This is a genomic window from Enterococcus sp. AZ149 (genome assembly GCF_051714285.1).
GTDB lineage: Bacteria > Bacillota > Bacilli > Lactobacillales > Enterococcaceae > Enterococcus_D > Enterococcus_D entomosocium.
The window spans coordinates 2,711,432-2,732,489 of record NZ_JBIORO010000001.1; the positions used below are offsets into that span (position 1 = coordinate 2,711,432).

Below are 21,058 nucleotides of genomic sequence, written 5' to 3' on the forward strand. Positions count from 1 at the left end.
TTCTTGCTGAACATAAGCTGCATTAGAAATCGCTTTCTTTTCTATTATACAAAACATTTGCTGACGAAAACATGGAAAAATCAGAGCAAAAGCTGCGAAAATACGAGCTTTTCCGCAGCAACCAACAGTGATCAGCTCTGACCTTTTCGATATTGTCCTGGGGTCATTCCCGTGCACTTTTTAAATAAACGATTGAAGTAACTGGGATTATACCCAAGGTTTTCTGCAATTTCATTGATTTGGTGATCAGTTTCGAGCAACTGCCGTTTTGCTTCTACGATGCGAACATTGGTTAAATAATCAATAAAGTTGACCTGCTTGGCACGCTTGAACTCCTTACTCAAAAAGATTGGGTCTACTTCGAAACGATCCGCAACGTATTCTAACGAAATTTGTTCATTGCGAAAATCAGATTGGATGTACTCCGCTACTTTTTGGATCATTTCACTATAAGAATTAGCGACATTTTCTTGCCAGAGGATGGAGACGGGTTTTAAGAAATGATGGTACAAAAAGGCTTGGATCTGATTGATGTCCAAAAGTCGTTCGATTCGCTCTAACACAACCGTTTTCGATACATAATCCGTTCGTGAGACCCCATTTTCATTTAAAAGGTAATCGACTTGATCGTACAGTCGATTGACCACATAGATCACCGCAGCCTGTTGATTGTTTTCTGCCACGACCTGTTCTAAAAACCGCTGGACACTTCGTTGCAATTCTTCATGATAGCCACTTTTCAGCGCTGTTAAAATCAAATTTTCTTGCGAAAGAGAATACTTCGGCAGCGGGCGCATTTTCTCTCCTTGAAGCACTTGATTTTCGGGAATCAACCGTTGCAGATGGATTTGCTTTTTGAGACGTTGGGCAACTTCAGGCAACTTGCGAATCTCTGTTTCTTGTTGCGAACTAACGATGGTGACATAACGGCAGACGATCAAATTGATTTGCTTGGTGATCATCGTGAAGTAATCTGTCAGTAGCTGCTCTTGATTGACCACAAAAACCAAAATCCGTCCTTCATTTGAAGAAACAATGGTTGATTCAGGGAAAAACATGGCTGTGACATCCGCTATAATGTTTTCTAAGGCAAACAAAATGTGGGTTTCATCTTGTGAATTTGCTTGATTGCTTAATAGATCATTGAGTTGGAAATAAAACAGGCGATACCCTTGGTCACTTAAGCACCAGTTTTTTTGCTGCAGTAATTGTTGCGATTCTTCCTCCGATAAATAGCCATAATACCCTTCCATCAAATGTTGGATCACTTGTCGCTTCAGCGAATCTTGAAAGCGTTCCGCCTGATTTTGCAACAATCCTTTTTCCCGACTTAATTGTTGCCAACGGTCCACCAAAAACTCCAGATCGTTTTCTTTTTTCCATTGGGTATTACCAAAGAGCTGATCCATCGTTTTTTCAAAAGGTTGGTATTGTTTTTTTGCCAAAAAGAGACTCATGACTGCCACACAAGCAATAAAAAGAATGCTTACGACGATCAGCACTCTAGCCAAATGAGTGACTGGCTCGGTAATCAATGCTAAGGGAACGACGGTATAAAACGTCCATATTTGGTTGAGTCGCGTACTGTTTACGGCGATCATGCTATAATCATTGCCATTGATCGATTCGACCCAGGTTCCTTGATGCTCCTCACTCAGCGGTTGGATAACATTCGCTAAGTTCTGATCGCCAATAAAACGAAAACTCTCATGATTAAAGGAAATCGCTGCGAGTCCATTTTCAATTTGAGTATCATAAAAATACTTTAACAATGATTGCTCGTCGATCGTTGCAACTAAAAAAATTTTAGGCTGATCTTCGCCTTGGCTATCAATGTTTTGTACAAAAATCAATTCATCCTCTTCTTCAATGATCTTCCACTGATACTGCCTACCATTATCGATCCGATAGCGTTCAAATGCTGTTTTGGTTTGCTCGAGCGTTAATTCATACGTGCCGCCACTTTCAATCCCAAAGGGCGCCTCTCCGAGCGAATAAATACCGATTCGATTGACATAATTGGAGCTATTGGTTAAGTAAAACAATTCTTCCGACAGCTGGATCAACGTCTGATAATTCGTCGTTTCCAATAAATCTTCTTGGTAGCGCCTTTGAAACGATTGCCCCCAAACGCTTAAAGTCACTTCCAGCTGCGAGAACTGTTGGTTGATGTTACTAACGATTCCTTCGACTTGGCGATTGTTTAGTTCTTGATACGATCGTTGTAATGGTCCGATCAAATAGGCATGCAAAAAGATTGCAACGGCTAATAGCGGCACGACGATCCATAGACTGGCTAGCTGCAGTTTTCGATGAAAACCGCCTGTTTTAAAGTACTTCATTCCCAAACACCCTTGTAATAGATTTTATGTAACAAATTGTCATGCGAAAAAACGCATGACAACCTATCCACAACTATTGAAGTGTATCATCCTTTGACGGATCCAATCAGCATTCCTTTGGCAAAATGTTTTTGCAAAAACGGATAGAAGATCAAAATTGGTAAAGTCGCCACAATGATGACTGCAAATTTGATTCCTTGTTCAGGCGGCACATAGTTTGGGTCCATACTTGCTAACGCATTGGCACCACTGGAGGCCATCGTGATCTGTCTTAACAATAACTGAATCGGCCATTTTGCTGAATCGTTGATATAGAGCAATCCACTCATGAAGTCGTTCCAGATACCAACGGCGTAAAAAAGGGTGAAGGTCGCGATCACTGGTTTTGATAAAGGCAAAATGATTTTCCATAAGATCCCTAGTTCCGTACAGCCGTCCATCTTGGCGGATTCTTCCAACTCGATCGGCATTTCTTGGAAAAAGTTTTTGATGATCATTAAGTTGAAGGGATTGATCGCGATTGGCAAAATCAATGCCCAATAAGAATTGATCAGTCCTAAATTTTTCACCACGATAAACGTTGGGATCATCCCACCTGAAAAGAGCATTGCAAAAATCACGAGATTCAACAAGGTGTTCCGTCCTTTTAGGTGCTTGCGTGATAAAGGATAGGCAAAGGTGAAGGTACAGAAAAGCTGCACCAGCGTGCCAACGATGGTAACGCCGACCGTTACAAGCAAACTACGGATAAAGGTGTTGGTTGAAAAAATAAAGCGATAGGAGTCGAGACTGATCTCATTTGGCCATAAGAAAAACGAACGTGTGGTCAATTCTAACTCCGTAGCAAATGAACCTGCGATCACATAAATAAAAGGAATCACCATGAATAACCCAATCAATGCCAAAAATAGTGCATTAAAAATGTCAAATATTTTCCCTGCCTTCGTATTGTGTAAAGTATCCATCTTTTTCCTCCTTAGTATAAGCCGCTTTCGCCAAAGCGTTTCGCTAATTTATTGGTACAAAGTACGAGGATGATCCCAACGATCGATTTAAATAATCCGACGGCTGTTGAGTAACTGTAAGCGCCATTGGTGATCCCCATCATATACACATACGTATCAAAAACATCTGCTACTGTTCGGTTCAACTGATTGGTCATCAAGAAAATCTGATCAAACCCAGTAGACAAAATCGACCCGATCCGCATGATCAGCATAATGATGATCGTCGAACGAATCGCAGGCAAAGTGATATGCCACACACGACGAAAACGTCCTGCACCATCCATGATCGCGGCTTCGTATTGTTCCTGATCCACACCTGATAAGGCAGCTAAATAAATAATGGTCCCCCAACCGATCTCTTTCCAAATCGATTGCATCACGATCATGGGGCGGAACCATTGCGGGTCTGAGAGAAAATCGATTTCCACGCCTGTCAACGAAGCGATAAATTGAGTGATCGCTCCATGATCGATGTTGAATAAAATATGCCAAAGACTAACGACGATCGTCCATGAAAGAAAATGCGGTACATAGACGAAGGTTTGAATGGTCCGCTGAAACAGCTTGTTGCGTAATTCATTCAGTAACAGTGCCAAAAAGATTGGTGCTGGAAACGAAAAGAAAATGTTTAAAAAGGCAATCATCAACGTGTTCCACAAGATTCGAAAGAAATCAGGATTATTGAAGAAATCCATAAAATTTTGTGTTCCTACCCATGGGCTATCTGCGATTCCTAAAAAGGGCACATAATCTTTGAAAGCAATGATCAACCCATACATCGGCGCATAACGAAATACTGCAAAATAGATGATCCCGGGAATCGTCAAAATATAGAGCCATTTATTTTGTTTAAAATGGTTGAGAAAACTCCCCCATTGCTCTTTCGTTTTCGGCACTTTTTTTATTGTTGTTTCCATTCATTCTCCTCCTCTAATTCCGCTCCAATCAGTGCTAAACAACAAATCGTATTTAGCCCCCACTGTGACAACACATTGGTCGATACCCACGGCATTTCTTTTATTTTTTTCCACGTTGTCGCTGCTTCAATGGTCGCTTCGATCGGCAATGGAACACCCGATTTGTCATTATCAAGCAATAACTGCCAAGCCCTTTGACTGATTGCTCGATCGTTACGCACTCGCCCAGCAAAGGCCATCATCGTCGACGCAAACATTGGCCAGGCAAAATGAGGTTCCGTCAGTACCTCGTTTGACTCTTCTGCTTTTATTTCAGGACTCAAGCTATAAAACCAGCCAAACTCCCCTAACATCTCTGTCCACTCTGGGTCTTCCAGCACTTGAGCAAGTTCTAACCAAACTTGCGGCGCCCCAAAGGAGATGACCATGTGATAGCCGCCAAAATTCCCTGTTCCCATATAAGATAAGGTTTTGTCTTGTGGATCAAATAACACTGTGGGACCAGACAATAGGCGCTGGGGCATGGCTTTGATGCAGGTGATGCCGGTGCGAATTCTTTCAAGGTACACAGGATCATTCGTCCGTTCCCACTGGGTAAACCAGTTCGAGACTAGCGCAGCCCAATCTGGTCCGATGCGAATCGGTATCCGCTTCGTTTCTCGTTCATAAAACTCGCGCATCGGTGGTAACGCATCAAAAGCATAGGTTTCATTGTCTTTGACTTGTTCCATAATCTCTCCAATGCGTTCATCCGCTGTCAAATAGTAGTAGTAGCGATGGAGACCCGCCATTGAAATTCGAACTTCTTTGGCTTGGCAACCCCAATGAACGACATTATGCCGTGACCCTAATCCTTTGTATTCCCCAGCATGATACTGATCGACTTCTGAAGTATGTCTCGTCATGCTTTCAGCCAGATAGTAGACGCTTGGATCACCAGTCCGTAAGAAATCTAGCCAAAGCCACATGTTAGGGACCAATTCAGTGTTTTGCCAAGCGTACCCACCAAGATCGTAGCGCCATTGGTGTCGAAACTGATCATAGGTATGCATGACATCACCATAGTTCCAATAGCCATACCAACTTCTTTGTTGGACTTCTGCTAAATAGAATTGACGCATCTCAGCCAATTGTTGCTCCAGCAACTGTTTCGTTTTCGTTGATTCGTCTGGTAAACTGATCTTGCCAAAAACCCTCGTCTCTTGATAACGCTCTGGCAATGAAACGATCTGGGCAGGTTCTTGGTTTTCTTGAGCTAAGTCCAGCAACACTTCTTCTGACGGGGCTTCCTCATAAAGATCCAACCAACAACGCGTCGTATTTGCTACGCCAACTGCCGTCGAACGAATCTCTTCCATTCCTTCGTATCCGCTAAGCACATGATCCCGTTTGGAATAGTGCTGAAAATCCATTGGCTTGGCATTCGGTGACCACTGCCACATCGTGATTCGGGTTGCTTTTTGGGTGATGCCTGCCACCTCGATCGCAGATGGTGCTTTTTCCCAAAATTTCTCCATACTGCAAGCAACGCCGCCGGTTTCTCCCCCAGCGTAAAAGGTACCTGAATAACGCTCACCATCCCCAATGGGCAACCAACAGTACCCAGGTTCTGTCTGTTTTTCTAATTCAAATGACCGATGATTGATTTGATTGACCCGAAAATTGTCCCAAATAGCATTTTCCACCGCATGAGACAGCATCGGCTCGTCCGCTGGGGTCAATGAAACGAGCTGTCCACTGGCTTGTTCTTGATAGGGAATGTTTTGTTGATAGTGTCGCCGTGAAAGTAACAATTGCGCCGCTTCATGATACACAGCATCTGCAATAAATTTGACTTGTCGATTCCAATTTTCACCTGTCAACGCATAATCAAATGCTACCCCCATGCCTTCATAAGCAAGTGGTTTGATGATAATGACCGTATGAATGATTTCCAATTTGCTGATTTCGCGAAAGATACGGAACCGTAAAATAAACTCTTGCACCACTTCTTGATTGATCTCAATGACGCCCGATACTTTGATAACGGCTTTTTCTGAACCATTTTCTTCCAACATCAAGTCCGTTACTTTGGACTGCACCTTTTTGTTTTGGTATTGCAGGATTGCGTGAAGATCTTGCAATTTTTTCTGCCCATTGACCGCTACCCAGTCCAATACATTTTTCCCTTCCCCATGTTTCGGGAAGAAGCCTTTGATCGTACCGTTGTCAAAATAAATACCGTTGTATGCTTCCCTAGCAATCGCCTGTTTCTTCTGGACACGCTGTTTTCTTTGAAAAAGTAACTGCGTCGTTTCTGCCACCAGACCACTGTGTCCTGTCCATTTCACACTGCCATCTGGCCAGTAAGCCAGTACTTTCGTTTGCAGCGGCTCCTCCCCCAGCAAAAACAGTTCCTCACTTAGAACCTCAGGTTGTAAAGCTCCTTTTTCCCATGGATACCCAAAACTCAGCCCACGTTTTCCCTTAGGTTTATTTTTGAGCCATTTCAATGCCATGCTCGATTTCCTCCTCTTCCCTCTCTGCAGGTTGAACTGCATCGTTTTGTTGCTTTAGCTTTTGTTCATTTTCATCAAATAATTTCAAGTAAATCCCCATTGTGCCAATGATCCACATCCCAATACTTAAAAATGGCAGGAGACCGGGGAGAAAAAAGCTGATCGTACTACAAATCCCAAACCAAAGGACGCCTAAAAAGGTGCCAATAGGTTGAAAGAAAAGAAAGCGTAGTGAAGCGCCTAGGTACTTCTTCGTTGGGAGCACATAATATTCGTACATGCTAAGCAATGTATTAATCACAGCGATCGCGACGCATTGGCTAACGATCAATAGGATCAAGCCTGTTTGAGTCAATGCCGCTAAAAATCCTTGCTGGATCACTACCATGGGGCACAAATAAAAGAGAATGATCGGTAAGCCCAAGCGATTCGATCGCCAAAAGTTCCTGCGGTAATACCGAAAGAACGTTTGAAAAAAAGGCGGCGATTCCTGTTTAAGGGTTTTCTTTGCTACGTGGAATCCTGCTTGTATGCTAGGCGCCAGTCCAAAGATGATCCCACCTACTAGCGCACCTATAATAACGGTTACATTTATCAGCAAACAATAAAAGACAAAATCTGCTGCTTGATTTACTTTCTGCCAATTCATCACCGTTCCTCCTCTAAGGAATATACCTTTAAGTCTTTATAGCGGGCCTTCATTGGCGCCATTTGCCGAAATCCGATCGCTCCTTTGGTTAATATGGGACCAAACTGTTCCTCATCAAGGTACCTTAACACCAATAAGTCGTTGATCCAAAAGGAGATCGTTGCACCTACCTTATCGATTCTTAGGTGATAAAACCCTCGGGCATCTGCTACACTCGGAAGTGGATCTGCGCCTTGGGCGACCAGATGAAACCCATGGCTTTTGCGCAAATTACACGTTTCAAACGCCCGTTCCTCCTCATACTTTCTTCGAAAATAAGAAAGGTGGTAAGCATCGATCCCTCCAGAATGATACTCGGGATATGCCCCGGTTCGTTTGGGTACTCCAGAATCGAAGATCGAGCCACCCTTGCGATTGGCTGCTGCAAAAAAGAGCATACATAAGCCTGGTTCAGCCAGTGGTTGAAACTGCCAGGTGATTCGTAGGTCCGCTGGAAATTGTTGAGGCAGCCATAAAACAAAATGTGGTTGTTTGTTTGATTCTTCAGAATACGTATTCGCCAGAATCATCCCGTCTTGGAAAGTAATCTTGGGCTCTCCTTCAGCAATAAAGTGTTGAATATCTGCTGCTTGATTCAGCGGATTTTCATAGATCAATTTCGCTAACATTTCTTCTCCTTTTATGCGTATATGAGCTGCTTTTCTCTTTTCATAGTAAACTTGACCTACATTTCTAACAATTGACTTTTTTTGAATTCTTTGATATCAAGCGTTAGATTAGGGTTTTCATTTGCTTGTTTCCATTTTTTCTTTTCTGATTTCTCACTACCTGTCTCGTCTCACTTGACTATTACTCCATTTTATTAGCTGAAAAAAATTATTGAAAAAGAAAAAGGTTGAGAGCAAGATCCACTCAACCTTCTTCGACTGTCGTTATTGTGCTTGATGAAGGGCATTCGTTTCTTCCATCAGCTGCGTGCCTCCTTGATTCTTCCAAAGTTCGATCGCAGCTTCCCAACCCGCTTCATCGATTTGTCCTGCGATAAATTGAACCCGCGCATCACTAATGATCTGATCAAGCTGTGCCCCTTTTGTTACATACGTATCTGTATTATAGGAGGCTGCTGGGTTAAAGACAGCGTGCTCTAAATCAGCTTCCATCAATGACAATCGTTTTTCATAGCTTTCAGTAGCCGCTTCTGTATCAGGCTTAGCAATATAGTACAGGGTATCTTCCGTTACATTCATCCCAATTTGTGAGTACCCTTTGACCGCATTGGCTAACGCTTCAGCTTCTGATCCTTCTAGTGCGACGGACATTCCATCCACTACTTCAAAATTGATTCCTTCGATTCCGTTGTTCAGCAATACCTGTGCTTCTTTATCATTTAATTTATCAAGGAACGTCAACACCTCTTTTAGATGTTCCTCTGTCTGGACACTCGACTTAGGAATCGCCAAGAAACCAGAATAGCCATCTGTCGGTAACGCATTCATCGTACCGCTATTATCTTTTAAATTCCCTGTAAAGACGACGAGGTCTTCTTCTCCAGCTTGCAATAATTTATTACTGATTTGTGCTGCTCGTGAATACGTATCAATAATGATCCCACCACGTCCATTGATAAACGGCTCATCCCATTTATCTGCTGCCATGGTTGCAAAATCACGATTGACATAGCCTTGTTCCACCATATCTTTAACAAATTGCATTGATTCTAGGTATTCTGGTTGCATAAAGGATGGCTCTAAAGTGCCGTCTATTTCTTTCCAAGCATTTCCTGCCCCAAACCAAGTAGCTAACACATCGTAAGGACTATTTGAATTGATCGAGCCAGGCCATTGGGGAATAATCAAACCAAACGTATCATTTTCACCATTCCCATCGGGATCGTTCTCAGTAAATGCTTTGGCAATCTCATAAAGATCATCGATCGTTTCTGGTACCTCTAAGTTTAAGTTTTCTAACCAATCTTTTCGGATGATCACCGCCGTCCGCATCGCATCACGTTTCCGATAAATTCCGTACACTTTGCCATTCACAGAAGAATTACGCAAAACATCCTCGTTAGACTGAAAGAGATTAGGATAATCAGCTAAATAGTCGGTCAAATCCCAAAAAGCCCCATTTTCTGCTGACTTGATAAATCCTCCTGATTTTCCTTGAATGACCATCACTTCTGGAATATCATCTGAAGCTAACGTAATATTCATTTTATCCTCATAGGATGTATTGGGTGCCCAGGTAATATCAATGTTTTTGCCAGTGTAAGCTTCTAATTGTTTCAAAATCTCGTTGTCACTTGCAGGTGGTTCAGTTTCAATGTACGGCGATAAAATCGAAATCGTATCATAATCTGTTGTGGAACCTGCTTCCTCCTTCCCACATGCCGACAAAAAGGCGACTGATAGTAACCCCAAACCAAGAATCGTACTTAATTTTTTCACTACTTTTCCTCCTTAGATTTTGTTGTTGAGCTCGATTAAATAAACCGCTTTCAATACCAAAAGCATAACGAAAAGCAGGATTTCCAGCAATTGACATTTTTTGTTAATCGTTGATATATGGCTGGGTAGGGAGTTTTGCTCTACATTTGCAGGTATCGTAAATTATAGGAAAAAAGAATAAATAGTTCTTCGTGTTCTTAGTTCGCTCAATTAATTTAATTATCGCAGTTTTTCTGATTCCTATCATTCTTAAATTCTCGTTGTAGAAAAAGTAGCCTAAGTACTGATGTTCTTATTCGTGAGAGATTTGGAAACATCTTATCATGAAAAAAAGACCAACTCATTGGTCTTTTTTGATAATTCATCAGTTTTGTAGTACTAAGCGGATCACCACTCATTCATATCCGACAGAAAGAGTACTACCGCTCATACACATCATTTTGATCCAAGGTTGGCGCTAACGCAGTGACGATCGTTTCCACCATCTTTAAGTTTTCGACCCCTGCAATCTTGCCGAACTCGTCGGCATGGATGGAAAGATTTTTCATTGTTAGATTGCGGATCGGTTCTGCTGGGCTGGCCTCGATGAAGAAAGCACGCACGCTTTGTTGTCCTATTTTGGTAGCTTGCACGTTTTCAATATTAATGTCGCAGACCTTTGCTGGACCTACTGGAATAGCAGGTTGTGCCATCAATTTGTGCCAATAGTCGGGAATCTCTTCCGCATAATCAGCTGGCAGTTCTGGATAACTATAATCTGGGTACCAATTTGTTTGTAAGAGAAAAGGAAAGCCAACATCCTTCATCGTTAAATCCGAAGCAGTGACCTTGCGTATAAATCCACCTCGATTGTTAGCGGATTTGATCCGAAACCCTGCGCCAGTTTGCTCAAAGACGACTTTTTGGATTTTGATCTCTTCGATCCCACCTGAAGTTTCACTGCCAATGGCAATTCCTGAACCGTACCCTAACTGACAGTCTTTGATCGTGATTTTCCGACAGCTTCTTTGCTGGGCTAAGGCTTCTGCCCCACGTCCCGCCTTGATCGAGATATTGTCATCGTTGCAGGAAATGTAGGCATTTTGAATGGTGACTTCTTCACAGGAATCAATATCGATGCCATCAGTACTAGGCCCTTTTCCATTGTCTATCGTGATGCCGTCGATCAATATGTGGTGAGAATACGTGATTTGTGTATTCCAAAAACCCGACTGTACCGACGAAATATCTTTGATGGTTACTTGCTGACTTTCATAAACAAGGATATTTCGTGGACGCTTGCAATCATAATCTGCTGCCCAGCGTAAGCCTTTCTTTGCATAATCCGCCATCATCCCGCTGGCTTCATCTGTTCCCCAAAACGTTTGCCACCATGTTTCTCCACGACCATCAAGTTTCCCTTTTCCCGAGATCATGACATTTTCTGCGTGAAAAACATTGATCATCGCTGCAGGCCACTTCATATTGATCCCTGCGACCCGATTATCTACTTCGGGATAATCGGCCAGTTCTTGACTACCATACAGAATCGTATCCTCTGAGACAATCAAGTGCACATTGCTTTTTAAAAACAACGCGCCGATTTGATAGGCGCCGGGTGGTGTAATCACTGTTCCCTGCACAGTTGATGCTTGGTCAATTTCTCGTTGCAATAATTGCGTGATGTCTTCCATTCTTGCTTACCTCCTACGCTTTTGTTTTACGCTACAAATAGGTTTATCGATATCCATGACTTTTAAAAATTTGCGCATCGCCAACCTTTTTTCATCTATCATTTATTTGGATAGAACTAAGTGCTTCTTACTGGCGCTGTCCATCAAGTAAAGCGTTCCTCTTGGCACATCTCGTTGTCTTTTCCCATGTGCTTTCTGGCGTCCTTTTTTCCTACATTCTTTACTATAGTCCCCTTAGTGGCAAAAGAAAGTCCTTTTTGATTTCTGAGGATCGTCTTTTTTTGTAACGTCCTTTCTTGTTAGAAAAATGCGCCTTTTTGTCTACAAAAGCAAAAAGGCGCAACCTGTCAAGGAAGGAAATAAGGTGCTTAACTAACTGTTTCTCATTGGGAAAACCAACGCAGATCATTTCCAAAAGCTTGTTCTACGTGCGTTTCTTTTGCCCCACCATGGATAGTTCGACTGTTTCTTGGCAACTTATTGCGTCACTTATGGCCGCTCGATCAATGATCGCTGCCTCTTTAAAGCTGACCTCCTGACACTGTTCAAAAATCATTTTCTTTTGCCCTTTAGCTGATTCAAAGGCAACTGACTCAAAAGTAACGCGTTGGATCGGTGAAACCTGCTGTGTTTGTTCATCGACAAACCCTTTTAGCTCGACCAAAGGGTTCTGCCCTACGATACGGGTATTCTTGACCAAAATATCCGAAATGATCGGTAACTGTTGTGCTGCCTGACCATCGGCATTGTAAGCAACAGGATGAGCCATGAAACGATCCAACAGGCAATCGGTGATCGTCACTTGACGAATATAGCCACCACGATCATTCTGCGCTTTCAATTCTAGTCCATAAAGCGTATTGGTCAGTTGACAATCTCGAAAAGCGATATTTTCAACACCACCAGATTGCTCACTACCAATCGCGATGCCATGTCCCCCTCGAATAGCCAAATCAAACAGCCGAATATTTTTCGCTGGTCTATTGATCTGATTTCCTTCTGGATTTTTGCCAGATTTGATTGCGATACAATCATCGCCCGTATCAAAAACGGTGTCAAAAATCAGCAAATTTTGCGAAGAATCTGGGTCCCAACCATCGCCATTGTCGATGCCTTTGGACTGAATAGTCACCCCATGGGTCACAACGGTGTCACAGTAAATCATATGAACAGTCCAGCATGGTGGATCACTCAACGTCAGCTCTGTCAAATGGATGTTTTTGGCCTGCATCATACAGATCAAACATCCCCTTACTCGTCTTCCAGGTTTTCCATCAGAAACATATTCTGGATACTGTTCACGGTCTGCATAAGGGTTTCGCATCGCTAGTCCTAATGGATTCCCGCCACCAATGATCGTTCCTTTGCCACAAAGACGGACATTTTCACAAACGATACGCCCTCGATCGCCCCGATCGATATACCCAATGTTGATCAATGAACGAAAACAAAACAATTCCCAGCCTTCATAACGGCTTAATGGCAACCCCTCTTGATTCACGCTTCCTAAATAATCGTGAGGGGCAACCCGATACGTTTCTATGTCGAGGCTTGCTTGCAATGTGCCATCTACCTGAAAAATCATATTGCTTTTTAGCTCCAACGCACCGGAAAGGATCACCGCCCCTGTTGGGATCCAGACTGTGCCGTTGCTAGGACAATCGTTGATCGCTTGCTGGAGAATGGCGGTACTATCTTCTTTGCCTTCGCTATCAGCATGGTATGGTGCTTGCGTAACATCTAACACAACACTTTTTTTCTTTGTACGAAAGGTCGTCGTGACTGCGGTATTTGTAAGCAGACATCCCTGAAGATCGAGGCAGATGATCGTTACTTGATACGTTTGATCGGCAGATAAGTTTGTCAACGTCCAATGCGTCTTGTTTGTTGGTCTGGTTTGGATCAAATCGTTGTCTAAAAACAATTGATAACCAAAAATAGCTTGAGCGTGCAGCGGCTTCTCCCAAATAAGGGTCGCTTGATGAGCGCCGATCGTGCTTGGTACGACATGAAAATCAATTACTTGAAATGGTTCCATCGGTTTGTCCTTTCTTCAACGAATTCATTCAATAGAAAAAAGATATTCCAAAACAGCGAATATCTTTTTCCATACTTATTTAAGACCAGTCGTGCTGATGCCTTCAACAATGTATTTTTGGAAAATAAAGAAAATGATCAACACAGGCAGCAAGGAGACCACAGACATCGCGAACATGGCTCCCCAATTGGAGGTGCTGCTAGCATCCAGGAACTGCTTCAAGGCAATCGATACCGTGTAGTTTTGCGGACGTGTGAGGTACAGCATCGGTCCGATCAGTTCTTCCCATTTCCAATAGAAAGAGAAGATCGCAGCGTTTGCCAAGGAAGGCTTCATCAACGGTAGAATCACGCGGAAGAAAATACCGACCCGTCCACAGCCGTCCATTTTTGCTGCTTCATCTAAATCTGTCGGGATCGCAGAGACGAATTGAACCATCATGAAAATAAAGAAAGCTTGTCCGAAGTATGAAGGAACGGTTACCGGACGAATCGAGTTAAGCCAGCCTAATTGATTAAACCAAAGATACTGAGGCACCATGATGATCTCTTGCGGCAGCATCATCGTGACCAAGATACAAGCAAACCAAAAGCCTTTTCCTTTGAAAGGAATTCGACCAAATCCATAAGAAATGACAGCCGAAGAACAGACCGCCCCTACCATTGAAATCAACGCGATTTGCAACGAGTTGAAAATATAGCGAATGAAGGGAATCCCTGCGATCCCTTCAAACCCCTTGGTAAAATTTTCTAACGTCCAGCTTCGGGGGATCAACTCCGTTGCCGTTCGAAAAATGTCACTACTAGGTTTAAAGGCACTAAACAGTAGCCAGAAAATCGGATAAAGCATCAGTAATGCAGCAACTAAGATCACGGCATCAAAGAAATAATTTTGTTTTTGTTCACGCATCAATCAAACCTCCTCGTTTTCTTTAAACACCCAAAATTTCGATGTTGCGAACAACAGAATCGTAATCAACCCAACGATGACCAGTAAAATCCACGCTAAGGCTGAAGCGTAGCCCATTTTGAAATCGGTAAAGGCTCGTTGATACATGTACAAGGAATAGACTAACGTGCCGTTACGGGGTGAACCCGTCCCATTCGAAATGATAAACGCAGGTGTAAACGTCAAAAAGGCCATGATCGTTTGATAGATCAGATTGAAAAAGATGATTGGCGTCAGGACTGGGACCGTGATATTGAAAAACTGTCTGATTTTTCCTGCCCCATCAATTTCCGCCGCTTCGTAATAATCTTTCGGAATATTTTTCAAACCGGATAAGAAAATCAACATCGATGAGCCAAATTGCCACGCTGCTAATAAAATCAAGGTCATCAACGCTAAGCCAGGACTTTTAAAGAAGTAGATTGGGTCTAAGCCGATCGCCGCTAGCACGCCATTGATCAACCCTGAATCGCCAAAAAGATTCCGCCACATGATCGAGACCGCCACGCTCCCACCTAAAATCGAAGGGATATAAAATAATACCCGATAAGCGCCGCTTAATTTCGATGGGCGGTTGATCAGCATCGCCACTGCTAATGCGACGATCAGCCGTAAAGGGACTGCCAACACAACATATTTCAGCGTAACAGTCAGTGACTGAACAAACTTGGGATCATTCGTAAAAATCGTTTTAAAGTTATTCCAGCCAACAAATTGCGCCTCTGTCAATAAATCATAGTCATGAAAAGACATAAAAAGAGAAATCCCCATCGGGACGATAATAAAAGCAAAAAAGCCGATGATGAAGGGTGAGATAAATAAGTAGCCTGTAACCATATTCTGTTTTGATTCTGGTAATCGATTAAACCAGCTTTTGAGTTTCCCAGGCTCTTTGGCCGTGGGTGATTTTGATTGTAGTTCCATAATTTTCACTTCCTACCTCCTATAGTTGATTACGCTTACAAGTTGATTTTAACGAAGTGCTTCTTAAGAATGAATAGAAAAAAAAGCACAGAAATGTGAAAAACTAGAGGACCTATATTTTTTGCCTCCATTGCTTCTCCTAAAAAACGCCTTTACTGAAAAAGTCAGTAAAGGCGCCACATCTATGCTTATTGATAGTTTTCTGCAAAAATTTCTTCGCAGCGTTGCGTAAAGGCATCATAAGTTTCTTCTGGTGTCATCGTGCCATAAGTGATCTCTGCGTACAGCTCTTTAAAGTACGTGTTGATTTCAGCAAACCCAATTGGTGGGATTGGGGATGGATCACCGACGATGTCTGCAATATCATCTAAGAAATCAGATGACTCTTGCTCTTCTGGTGTCATGTCGGCATAAAGCAATTCTTTGATAGCATCATTGGAAGGAATCCCCCGCTCAGTACCGATGATCTTATTGGCTTCTTCACTATTCACTAAAAAGTCAACAAACTTCGCAGCTGCTTCTTTTGATTCAGAAGCATTCGCGATCGAATAAAAGAACCCTGGTCGATACGCCATCGCCCCGTTTTCTGAGTCGAATGGACGAGCCAAGTTGATTTCGACATCTTCTGCGGCGGAGGCTTTATAGGTCAAGTATTGATTGGACCAAGTCATCATATAGGCTGCTTTTCCTTGTGAAAACGGATATTGATCCATACTGTTGGCATTGCTAGTCACTTCTGCGGTTGGCATTGCTTTGGCTTCCGTAAGGTCCGCGATAGCCCCCATAAATTCAACCCAGTTTTCTTTGGTAAAACCGATCTCTGGTTTGCCGTCCGCATCGTATTTGTATAGATCTTCACCTTTAGTGCGTAAAAAATATTGCAAAATCGTACTGTTGTCATTGTTATCATTCCAACCGTAATCACCTGTTGCTTCAGCGATCGCTGCCGTACTTTCTACAAGGTCATCGAAGGTATAATTGCTAAAGTCGATCCCAGTGCCCCCTTGTTCTACCAATGATGGATTGTAGAGCATCGCCATCGTATTGACAGAAGTTGGTATGCCAAAAACTTTTCCATCTAACTCACCAGTTGCTAAAATCGATTCTTTGATATCATCGGTTTGAATCTCATTGCCGATAAATTCCGACATATCTGCTAATTGATTTTTCGTTCCATATTGCGCAATGTACTGCACATCCATCTGGATCACATCAGGTAATTCTCCAGAAGCCGCTTTTGTCGCTAGTTTTTTCCAATGGTCATCCCAAGAACCATATTCATATTCAACTTTGATGTCAGGATTTTGCTTCTCAAATTCTTTGATCGATTCGATATACTTCTCGTGTCTGACTTCTGAGCCCCACCAGGTAAAGGAAATCGTCGTTTTCCCATCCGCATCAGCTTCTGAACTTCCGCTACTATTACCGTTGTTGCCACAAGCTGCTAAGGTCGCACCAAGAAACAACAAGCTAGCTGCTTTAAAAAAAGTTTTCTTCATTCTTCTACACTCCTTTTTGTTTGCGCTTACAAGGTGATTGTAATGGAAATCCTCGTTAATAAAAATGAAAAAACAAGAGCAAATATGTGAAAAACTAGACTGTCGTTTTTGCTGAAGGCTAAGCCTTCACGGGCAATAGCTAGAAAAAAATAGAAAAACAGATGAAAAATGTAAAAAAAACAGACATGCTCTATTTTTTCCAATATACTATGCTATACTAGCGTTGAAAAGGCTTACTTTTCAAAAAACAAGGTAGGTGGAAACAATGAAAAAAATACAAACCGGACTGTTTCGTCTTTTTACGGTAACAGCTTATTTTGCTAAATTAAACCTTTTATGGCTTTTCTTTACCCTTTTAGGGTTGGGGATTTTTGGCTTCGGTCCTGCCACCGCTGTCACGATCAAATGTTTACATGATTTTCGTAAAACTGGCCATGACTATTCAGCTGTTGCCTTCTGGCAAGCCTACAAGCAAGCCTTTCGCACCTTTTCCCTTTTTGGCATTGGACTATTAAGTACAGTACTCCTGTTGTTGTTTAACTTACGGATTACTCATTTTTTCCCGACTGAAATGGCTTGGCTGCGTCCTGTCTATTTACTTTTAACGATTCTCCTCCTTTACACTGCATTCATCAGCTTTATGACCTATGCCAAAGCCGAACAACACGCTTGGAAACAGACCTTGTACGTCAGTATCTTTCTAGTCTTTCGCTACCCACTGCAAGGCCTTGCCTTGTTGTTTACCTGGTATTTATTGTTTCTCTTATTGACTGCCAAAACCTCCTTGTTACTCGTCTTTGGACTGGTGATTTTCTTGTTTTTCGCTGAATTTTTTCATGGTCAGATGATTGAAAAAACCAAACAATTGCAAGCAAAGCGAGGCAGTGTCCATGAAGTCCCAGAAGCTGATCAATCACTTTAAAAAGCAGCCTTTTGAGCGACAGTTACATTTTGTCTTTTTTGCGACGGTGGCAATTATCGTCTCATTGGCTGTTCTCCTGACCTTAGTTTGGCGACAAGTCTACATGACACAGCTAAAAGAAGCTGCGTATAAAGATGTTTCAATCATTTCAACAAATATCGCCAAACGGTTAACTGCCGTCGAAACCCTCTCTTTTCGCATTATCGATAGTGCACCGATCCAAAATGGCCTACAAAGGATCTTGGCACAAGATTCCTTGCAATCCTTAGAGGCGATCGACCAAAAGAATGCCTTAAGTGCAGAAATCAACGCCCTCGTACGCAATGAATCAACGATTCAAAACGTCTATCTCTTTACCCCAACGAACGAAAACATGATCAACTTTCTAGCCGAGACCGACCATATCTTTAATGGCCAAACCATCAAAGATATGATCGAGACTTTGCCCGATAAGCCTGCCAAAGGGAGTTGGTTTTTTGCAAAGGACCTTTCTCAAGGTGTCTACCTGCGAAAAATCTATTCAACAGCCGATCTTTCTTTAACCTATATTGGTACGGTGATATTTCTAGTCAATACGTCCTTCTTTCGTAACGAGATCGAAAGTCTTCCTATTGTCTCTGAACAAAACCAATTTTTCATGGCGTATCAGAACCAATTTTATAGTACCGCAAATGACGAGCAAACCCTCGCTGCGGATCAAAATACCTTGCAGCAGAAAATGGGAACCTTCCAGCGATCGATCGGCTCCATGACGTTTGATAATCGCCAGTACTACTATGCAATGGATCGGAAGACGATGCCGAATATGACCTTCATTTATTTACTGCCTGAAAACCAAGTCTTAGCGGATCTTTATAAACTACAAGGCCTTTCCATCGCTGTGAGTTTGCCTTTTTTATGTTTGATTATTGTTGTGATTCGGAAAATAAGCAATCAGCTGACCCGTCCTTTAGCTGACTTGGCTTCGCAAATGGCCGTTCTGCGGAAAACGAAAAAACTGGCCTCTTTAAAGACCCTCGCTGTCCCAGAAAATAGTCAAGAAGAGATCATGGTCCTTTACGAAAGCTACAATACGATGATCGATGAATTAAATGCCTTGATCAAGGACAATTATGAAATGCGTATTTTGTCCCAAGAAATCGAATTTAAGGGATTGCAAGCGCAATTAGATCCACATTTTCTCTACAATACGTTAGACTCGATCAACTGGATCGCCATTGAAAATCAGCAGTGGCAGATCTCAGAGATGGTCACCTCCCTTGCCTATTTGTTTCGTAAAAAAATCGATACCAAGTCTGACTTCACGACGCTGCAAGATGAGTTAGATATCGTGCATGCCTATATCAATATTCAAAACGTTCGCTTCGGGAAACGAATCGAGTATATCGAAGTAATTTTGGTGAATGACCTGTCCTTTAAGATTCCTAAGTTACTGATTCAACCATTGATTGAAAATGTCTTTAAATACGCCGTCAATGATATGAAGGAGACGTGTCGCCTCGTCCTTACGATTGAACAACAAGCAACCTTTCTCCAAGTCAGTGTCTCTGACAATGGCCCTGGTTTTAAAGCCAACTTCTCGATTGAAAAAGAAGGCGGCATCGGATTGACCAATATTCAAAAACGATTGCAACTGCATTATGGTGATCAAGCGTCGTTAGCCATCGTCTCCTCGATTCCCTTCAAAAAGACGACGGTGCGCTTTGTGATCCCCTTAAAAGGAGTGAGTGAAACATGAAAAATATCCTCGTTGTTGACGATGAACCCTTGATAGCAAATGGTGTGGCTAACCTCGTTGCTTCTTTTGATTTCCCATTAGTGGTCAAAGGAATTTACACAGACAGTGAAGAAGCCTTGGCATTTTGTCAGCAAAACACCATCGACATCGTAATTACCGACATCAATATGCCTAAAGTCAATGGACTTGCCTTGATCAAAAAATTAAAAGCCATCAATCCTGCGATTCAAATCATTATTTTGACAGGCTTTGGCAGCTTCTCCTTTGCCAAAGAAGCGATGGCTTTAGGGGTCAAGTTTTTCCTTGAAAAACCTGTTTTTCCGAGCAAGCTTTCAGAAGCGTTGGCTGAGACGATCGAACGCTCTGAACGTCGCCAAATGGAATCTACCCTCTATTTAAAACAACAAATTGAACAATACATCAATAGCTGCGGAGAAGAACCGCTGCCTGAATCGTTCGTTTTTCCATTTTGTATGTACTTATTTGATTCGAAATTCTATCACGCCATCGCTAAGCGGATCGAAAGCTATGAGAACCATCACGAGTTGGTGATCGGTCATCAAAACAAAGTTGGCTATATCCTGAACTTCAGTACGGAAAATACCTTTAATCTCTTTTTTAAAACGAAGGTACAGGCTGCGCATCTAGGAAAAGGGATCGCCATCAATTGCTGGGTCGAAACTCCCGAAAAATTTTTACTCAGTTATCATTTAGGCAAGCGGAACTTGGATAAGGAGTTTTATTTTGATACCTTTGAAGTCATCCAAGAAGCCCAAATCTCACAAGAAAATGTCTATGAAAATAGTCTCTACATGGAATACCGTGAAAAACTTTTGGCATTGATCGACAAAGGCGAACTGACTTTAGCCCAAGTTCTTACGGAAAACTTTTTTTCTACCTGTCGCATGGAGCTTTACCCTGTCCAACTATTGCGGCTGCAAGTCAACGATTTGTTATCAGCAATTTTTGAAAATCATCGCATCAAAAAAGACATCTACTTCGATGACTATTCCCCAAAGATCATGCTCTTGAATAATTGGCACGAACTCCAGTTTATGCTGCTTCACTGTATCGATTTGATGCGGGGCAGCTTAGACGATAGTGAGAACATGCAGTTGTCCCAAAAAGTCAACCTGATCATCGAAGAATATTATGACCATGAAGCATTGTCATTGAAATGGATCGCCGCCCATCTTTTGTACTTAAATCCTGAATACTTAGGAAAAACCTATTACAAAGAAACCGGGATTCGCTTCAATCAAAAATTAGCCGAATACCGCATCCAAAAAGCACAAGAATTGCTGAAGAAAAACTACAAAGTCTACGAAGTGGCAGCGATGACGGGCTTTAGTAATGCCCCCGAATATTTTGTTCAAACGTTCAAAAAGATTACCGGTATGACACCAAAGAAATTCTTGAAGCAGCAAGAAAAAGCACTTCTCTCTTAACGGTTCTT

At 42.3% G+C, this 21,058-nt stretch carries 15 protein-coding genes; 3 read left to right on the top strand and 12 right to left on the bottom strand.

Annotated features, from left to right (window positions below; translation table 11 throughout):
• Nucleotides 1-131: 131 nt before the first annotated feature.
• From IGI94_RS12525 to IGI94_RS12580, 12 genes are all read right to left on the bottom strand, one after another.
• Nucleotides 132-2,342, bottom strand: a complete 2,211-nt coding sequence (locus IGI94_RS12525; RefSeq protein ID WP_008380767.1) for a helix-turn-helix transcriptional regulator — start codon at nucleotides 2,340-2,342, stop codon at nucleotides 132-134.
• An 86-nt stretch (nucleotides 2,343-2,428) separates the two neighbouring features.
• Entirely contained in the window at nucleotides 2,429-3,307 is an 879-nt protein-coding gene (locus IGI94_RS12530) for a carbohydrate ABC transporter permease (RefSeq protein ID WP_005234200.1), read from the bottom strand.
• Between the two features lie 11 nt (nucleotides 3,308-3,318).
• The gene (locus IGI94_RS12535) at nucleotides 3,319-4,266 is read right to left on the bottom strand and encodes an ABC transporter permease (protein WP_005234199.1); all 948 of its coding nucleotides are present in this window, start codon (nucleotides 4,264-4,266) and stop codon (nucleotides 3,319-3,321) included.
• The gene (locus tag IGI94_RS12540) at nucleotides 4,251-6,764 is read right to left on the bottom strand and encodes an exo-rhamnogalacturonan lyase family protein (RefSeq protein ID WP_005234198.1); all 2,514 of its coding nucleotides are present in this window, start codon (nucleotides 6,762-6,764) and stop codon (nucleotides 4,251-4,253) included. The genes IGI94_RS12535 and IGI94_RS12540 overlap by 16 nt, the downstream gene beginning before the upstream one ends.
• Entirely contained in the window at nucleotides 6,739-7,413 is a 675-nt protein-coding gene (locus tag IGI94_RS12545; protein ID WP_438899844.1) for a YesL family protein, read from the bottom strand. Before IGI94_RS12545 ends, IGI94_RS12540 begins: the two co-directional genes overlap by 26 nt.
• Nucleotides 7,413-8,081 (bottom strand): DUF1961 family protein, encoded by a 669-nt coding sequence (locus IGI94_RS12550; RefSeq protein ID WP_008380760.1) that lies wholly within the window; start codon nucleotides 8,079-8,081, stop codon nucleotides 7,413-7,415. Before IGI94_RS12550 ends, IGI94_RS12545 begins: the two co-directional genes overlap by 1 nt.
• A gap of 264 nt (nucleotides 8,082-8,345) precedes the next feature.
• Complete coding sequence (locus tag IGI94_RS12555; RefSeq protein ID WP_438899845.1) at nucleotides 8,346-9,860, bottom strand: extracellular solute-binding protein; 1,515 nt, start codon at nucleotides 9,858-9,860, stop codon at nucleotides 8,346-8,348.
• 419 nt (nucleotides 9,861-10,279) lie between these two features.
• Nucleotides 10,280-11,533 (bottom strand): glycoside hydrolase family 28 protein, encoded by a 1,254-nt coding sequence (locus tag IGI94_RS12560; RefSeq protein ID WP_016612693.1) that lies wholly within the window; start codon nucleotides 11,531-11,533, stop codon nucleotides 10,280-10,282.
• A 424-nt stretch (nucleotides 11,534-11,957) separates the two neighbouring features.
• Nucleotides 11,958-13,571, bottom strand: coding sequence for a glycosyl hydrolase family 28 protein (locus IGI94_RS12565; protein ID WP_438899846.1), 1,614 nt, complete (start codon nucleotides 13,569-13,571; stop codon nucleotides 11,958-11,960).
• A gap of 75 nt (nucleotides 13,572-13,646) precedes the next feature.
• Nucleotides 13,647-14,480 carry a carbohydrate ABC transporter permease gene (locus IGI94_RS12570; protein ID WP_005234188.1) on the bottom strand — a complete coding sequence of 278 codons (834 nt, stop codon included), beginning with the start codon at nucleotides 14,478-14,480 and terminating at the stop codon, nucleotides 13,647-13,649.
• Nucleotides 14,481-14,483: 3 nt separating this feature from the next.
• Complete coding sequence (locus IGI94_RS12575; protein WP_016608843.1) at nucleotides 14,484-15,443, bottom strand: carbohydrate ABC transporter permease; 960 nt, start codon at nucleotides 15,441-15,443, stop codon at nucleotides 14,484-14,486.
• Nucleotides 15,444-15,631: 188 nt separating this feature from the next.
• Nucleotides 15,632-16,942, bottom strand: coding sequence for an ABC transporter substrate-binding protein (locus IGI94_RS12580; RefSeq protein WP_438899847.1), 1,311 nt, complete (start codon nucleotides 16,940-16,942; stop codon nucleotides 15,632-15,634).
• 265 nt (nucleotides 16,943-17,207) lie between these two features.
• Here IGI94_RS12580 and IGI94_RS12585 point away from each other — a divergent pair, with 265 nt between their 5' ends.
• The 3 genes from IGI94_RS12585 to IGI94_RS12595 are packed head-to-tail and all read left to right on the top strand — an operon-like array spanning nucleotide 17,208 to nucleotide 21,050.
• The gene (locus tag IGI94_RS12585; protein ID WP_010749870.1) at nucleotides 17,208-17,864 is read left to right on the top strand and encodes a DUF624 domain-containing protein; all 657 of its coding nucleotides are present in this window, start codon (nucleotides 17,208-17,210) and stop codon (nucleotides 17,862-17,864) included.
• On the top strand, nucleotides 17,833-19,602 hold the full coding sequence (locus tag IGI94_RS12590) for a sensor histidine kinase (protein ID WP_128431619.1): 1,770 nt from the start codon (nucleotides 17,833-17,835) through the stop codon (nucleotides 19,600-19,602). Before IGI94_RS12585 ends, IGI94_RS12590 begins: the two co-directional genes overlap by 32 nt.
• The gene (locus IGI94_RS12595) at nucleotides 19,599-21,050 is read left to right on the top strand and encodes a response regulator (protein ID WP_005234181.1); all 1,452 of its coding nucleotides are present in this window, start codon (nucleotides 19,599-19,601) and stop codon (nucleotides 21,048-21,050) included. Before IGI94_RS12590 ends, IGI94_RS12595 begins: the two co-directional genes overlap by 4 nt.
• The last annotated feature ends 8 nt before the right edge of the window (nucleotides 21,051-21,058 follow it).

What these genes read in the sequence shown, in the direction of transcription:
- IGI94_RS12585 (WP_010749870.1), top strand. Translation starts at nt 17,208, where the DNA reads ATGAAAAAAATACAAACCGGACTGTTTCGTCTTTTTACGGTAACAGCT.
- IGI94_RS12545 (WP_438899844.1), bottom strand. Translation starts at nt 7,413, where the DNA reads ATGAATTGGCAGAAAGTAAATCAAGCAGCAGATTTTGTCTTTTATTGT.
- IGI94_RS12580 (WP_438899847.1), bottom strand. Translation starts at nt 16,942, where the DNA reads ATGAAGAAAACTTTTTTTAAAGCAGCTAGCTTGTTGTTTCTTGGTGCG.
- IGI94_RS12575 (WP_016608843.1), bottom strand. Translation starts at nt 15,443, where the DNA reads ATGGAACTACAATCAAAATCACCCACGGCCAAAGAGCCTGGGAAACTC.
- IGI94_RS12535 (WP_005234199.1), bottom strand. Translation starts at nt 4,266, where the DNA reads ATGGAAACAACAATAAAAAAAGTGCCGAAAACGAAAGAGCAATGGGGG.
- IGI94_RS12560 (WP_016612693.1), bottom strand. Translation starts at nt 11,533, where the DNA reads ATGGAAGACATCACGCAATTATTGCAACGAGAAATTGACCAAGCATCA.
- IGI94_RS12550 (WP_008380760.1), bottom strand. Translation starts at nt 8,081, where the DNA reads ATGTTAGCGAAATTGATCTATGAAAATCCGCTGAATCAAGCAGCAGAT.
- IGI94_RS12530 (WP_005234200.1), bottom strand. Translation starts at nt 3,307, where the DNA reads ATGGATACTTTACACAATACGAAGGCAGGGAAAATATTTGACATTTTT.
- IGI94_RS12565 (WP_438899846.1), bottom strand. Translation starts at nt 13,571, where the DNA reads ATGGAACCATTTCAAGTAATTGATTTTCATGTCGTACCAAGCACGATC.
- IGI94_RS12525 (WP_008380767.1), bottom strand. Translation starts at nt 2,342, where the DNA reads ATGAAGTACTTTAAAACAGGCGGTTTTCATCGAAAACTGCAGCTAGCC.
- IGI94_RS12570 (WP_005234188.1), bottom strand. Translation starts at nt 14,480, where the DNA reads ATGCGTGAACAAAAACAAAATTATTTCTTTGATGCCGTGATCTTAGTT.
- IGI94_RS12540 (WP_005234198.1), bottom strand. Translation starts at nt 6,764, where the DNA reads ATGGCATTGAAATGGCTCAAAAATAAACCTAAGGGAAAACGTGGGCTG.
- IGI94_RS12595 (WP_005234181.1), top strand. Translation starts at nt 19,599, where the DNA reads ATGAAAAATATCCTCGTTGTTGACGATGAACCCTTGATAGCAAATGGT.
- IGI94_RS12590 (WP_128431619.1), top strand. Translation starts at nt 17,833, where the DNA reads ATGAAGTCCCAGAAGCTGATCAATCACTTTAAAAAGCAGCCTTTTGAG.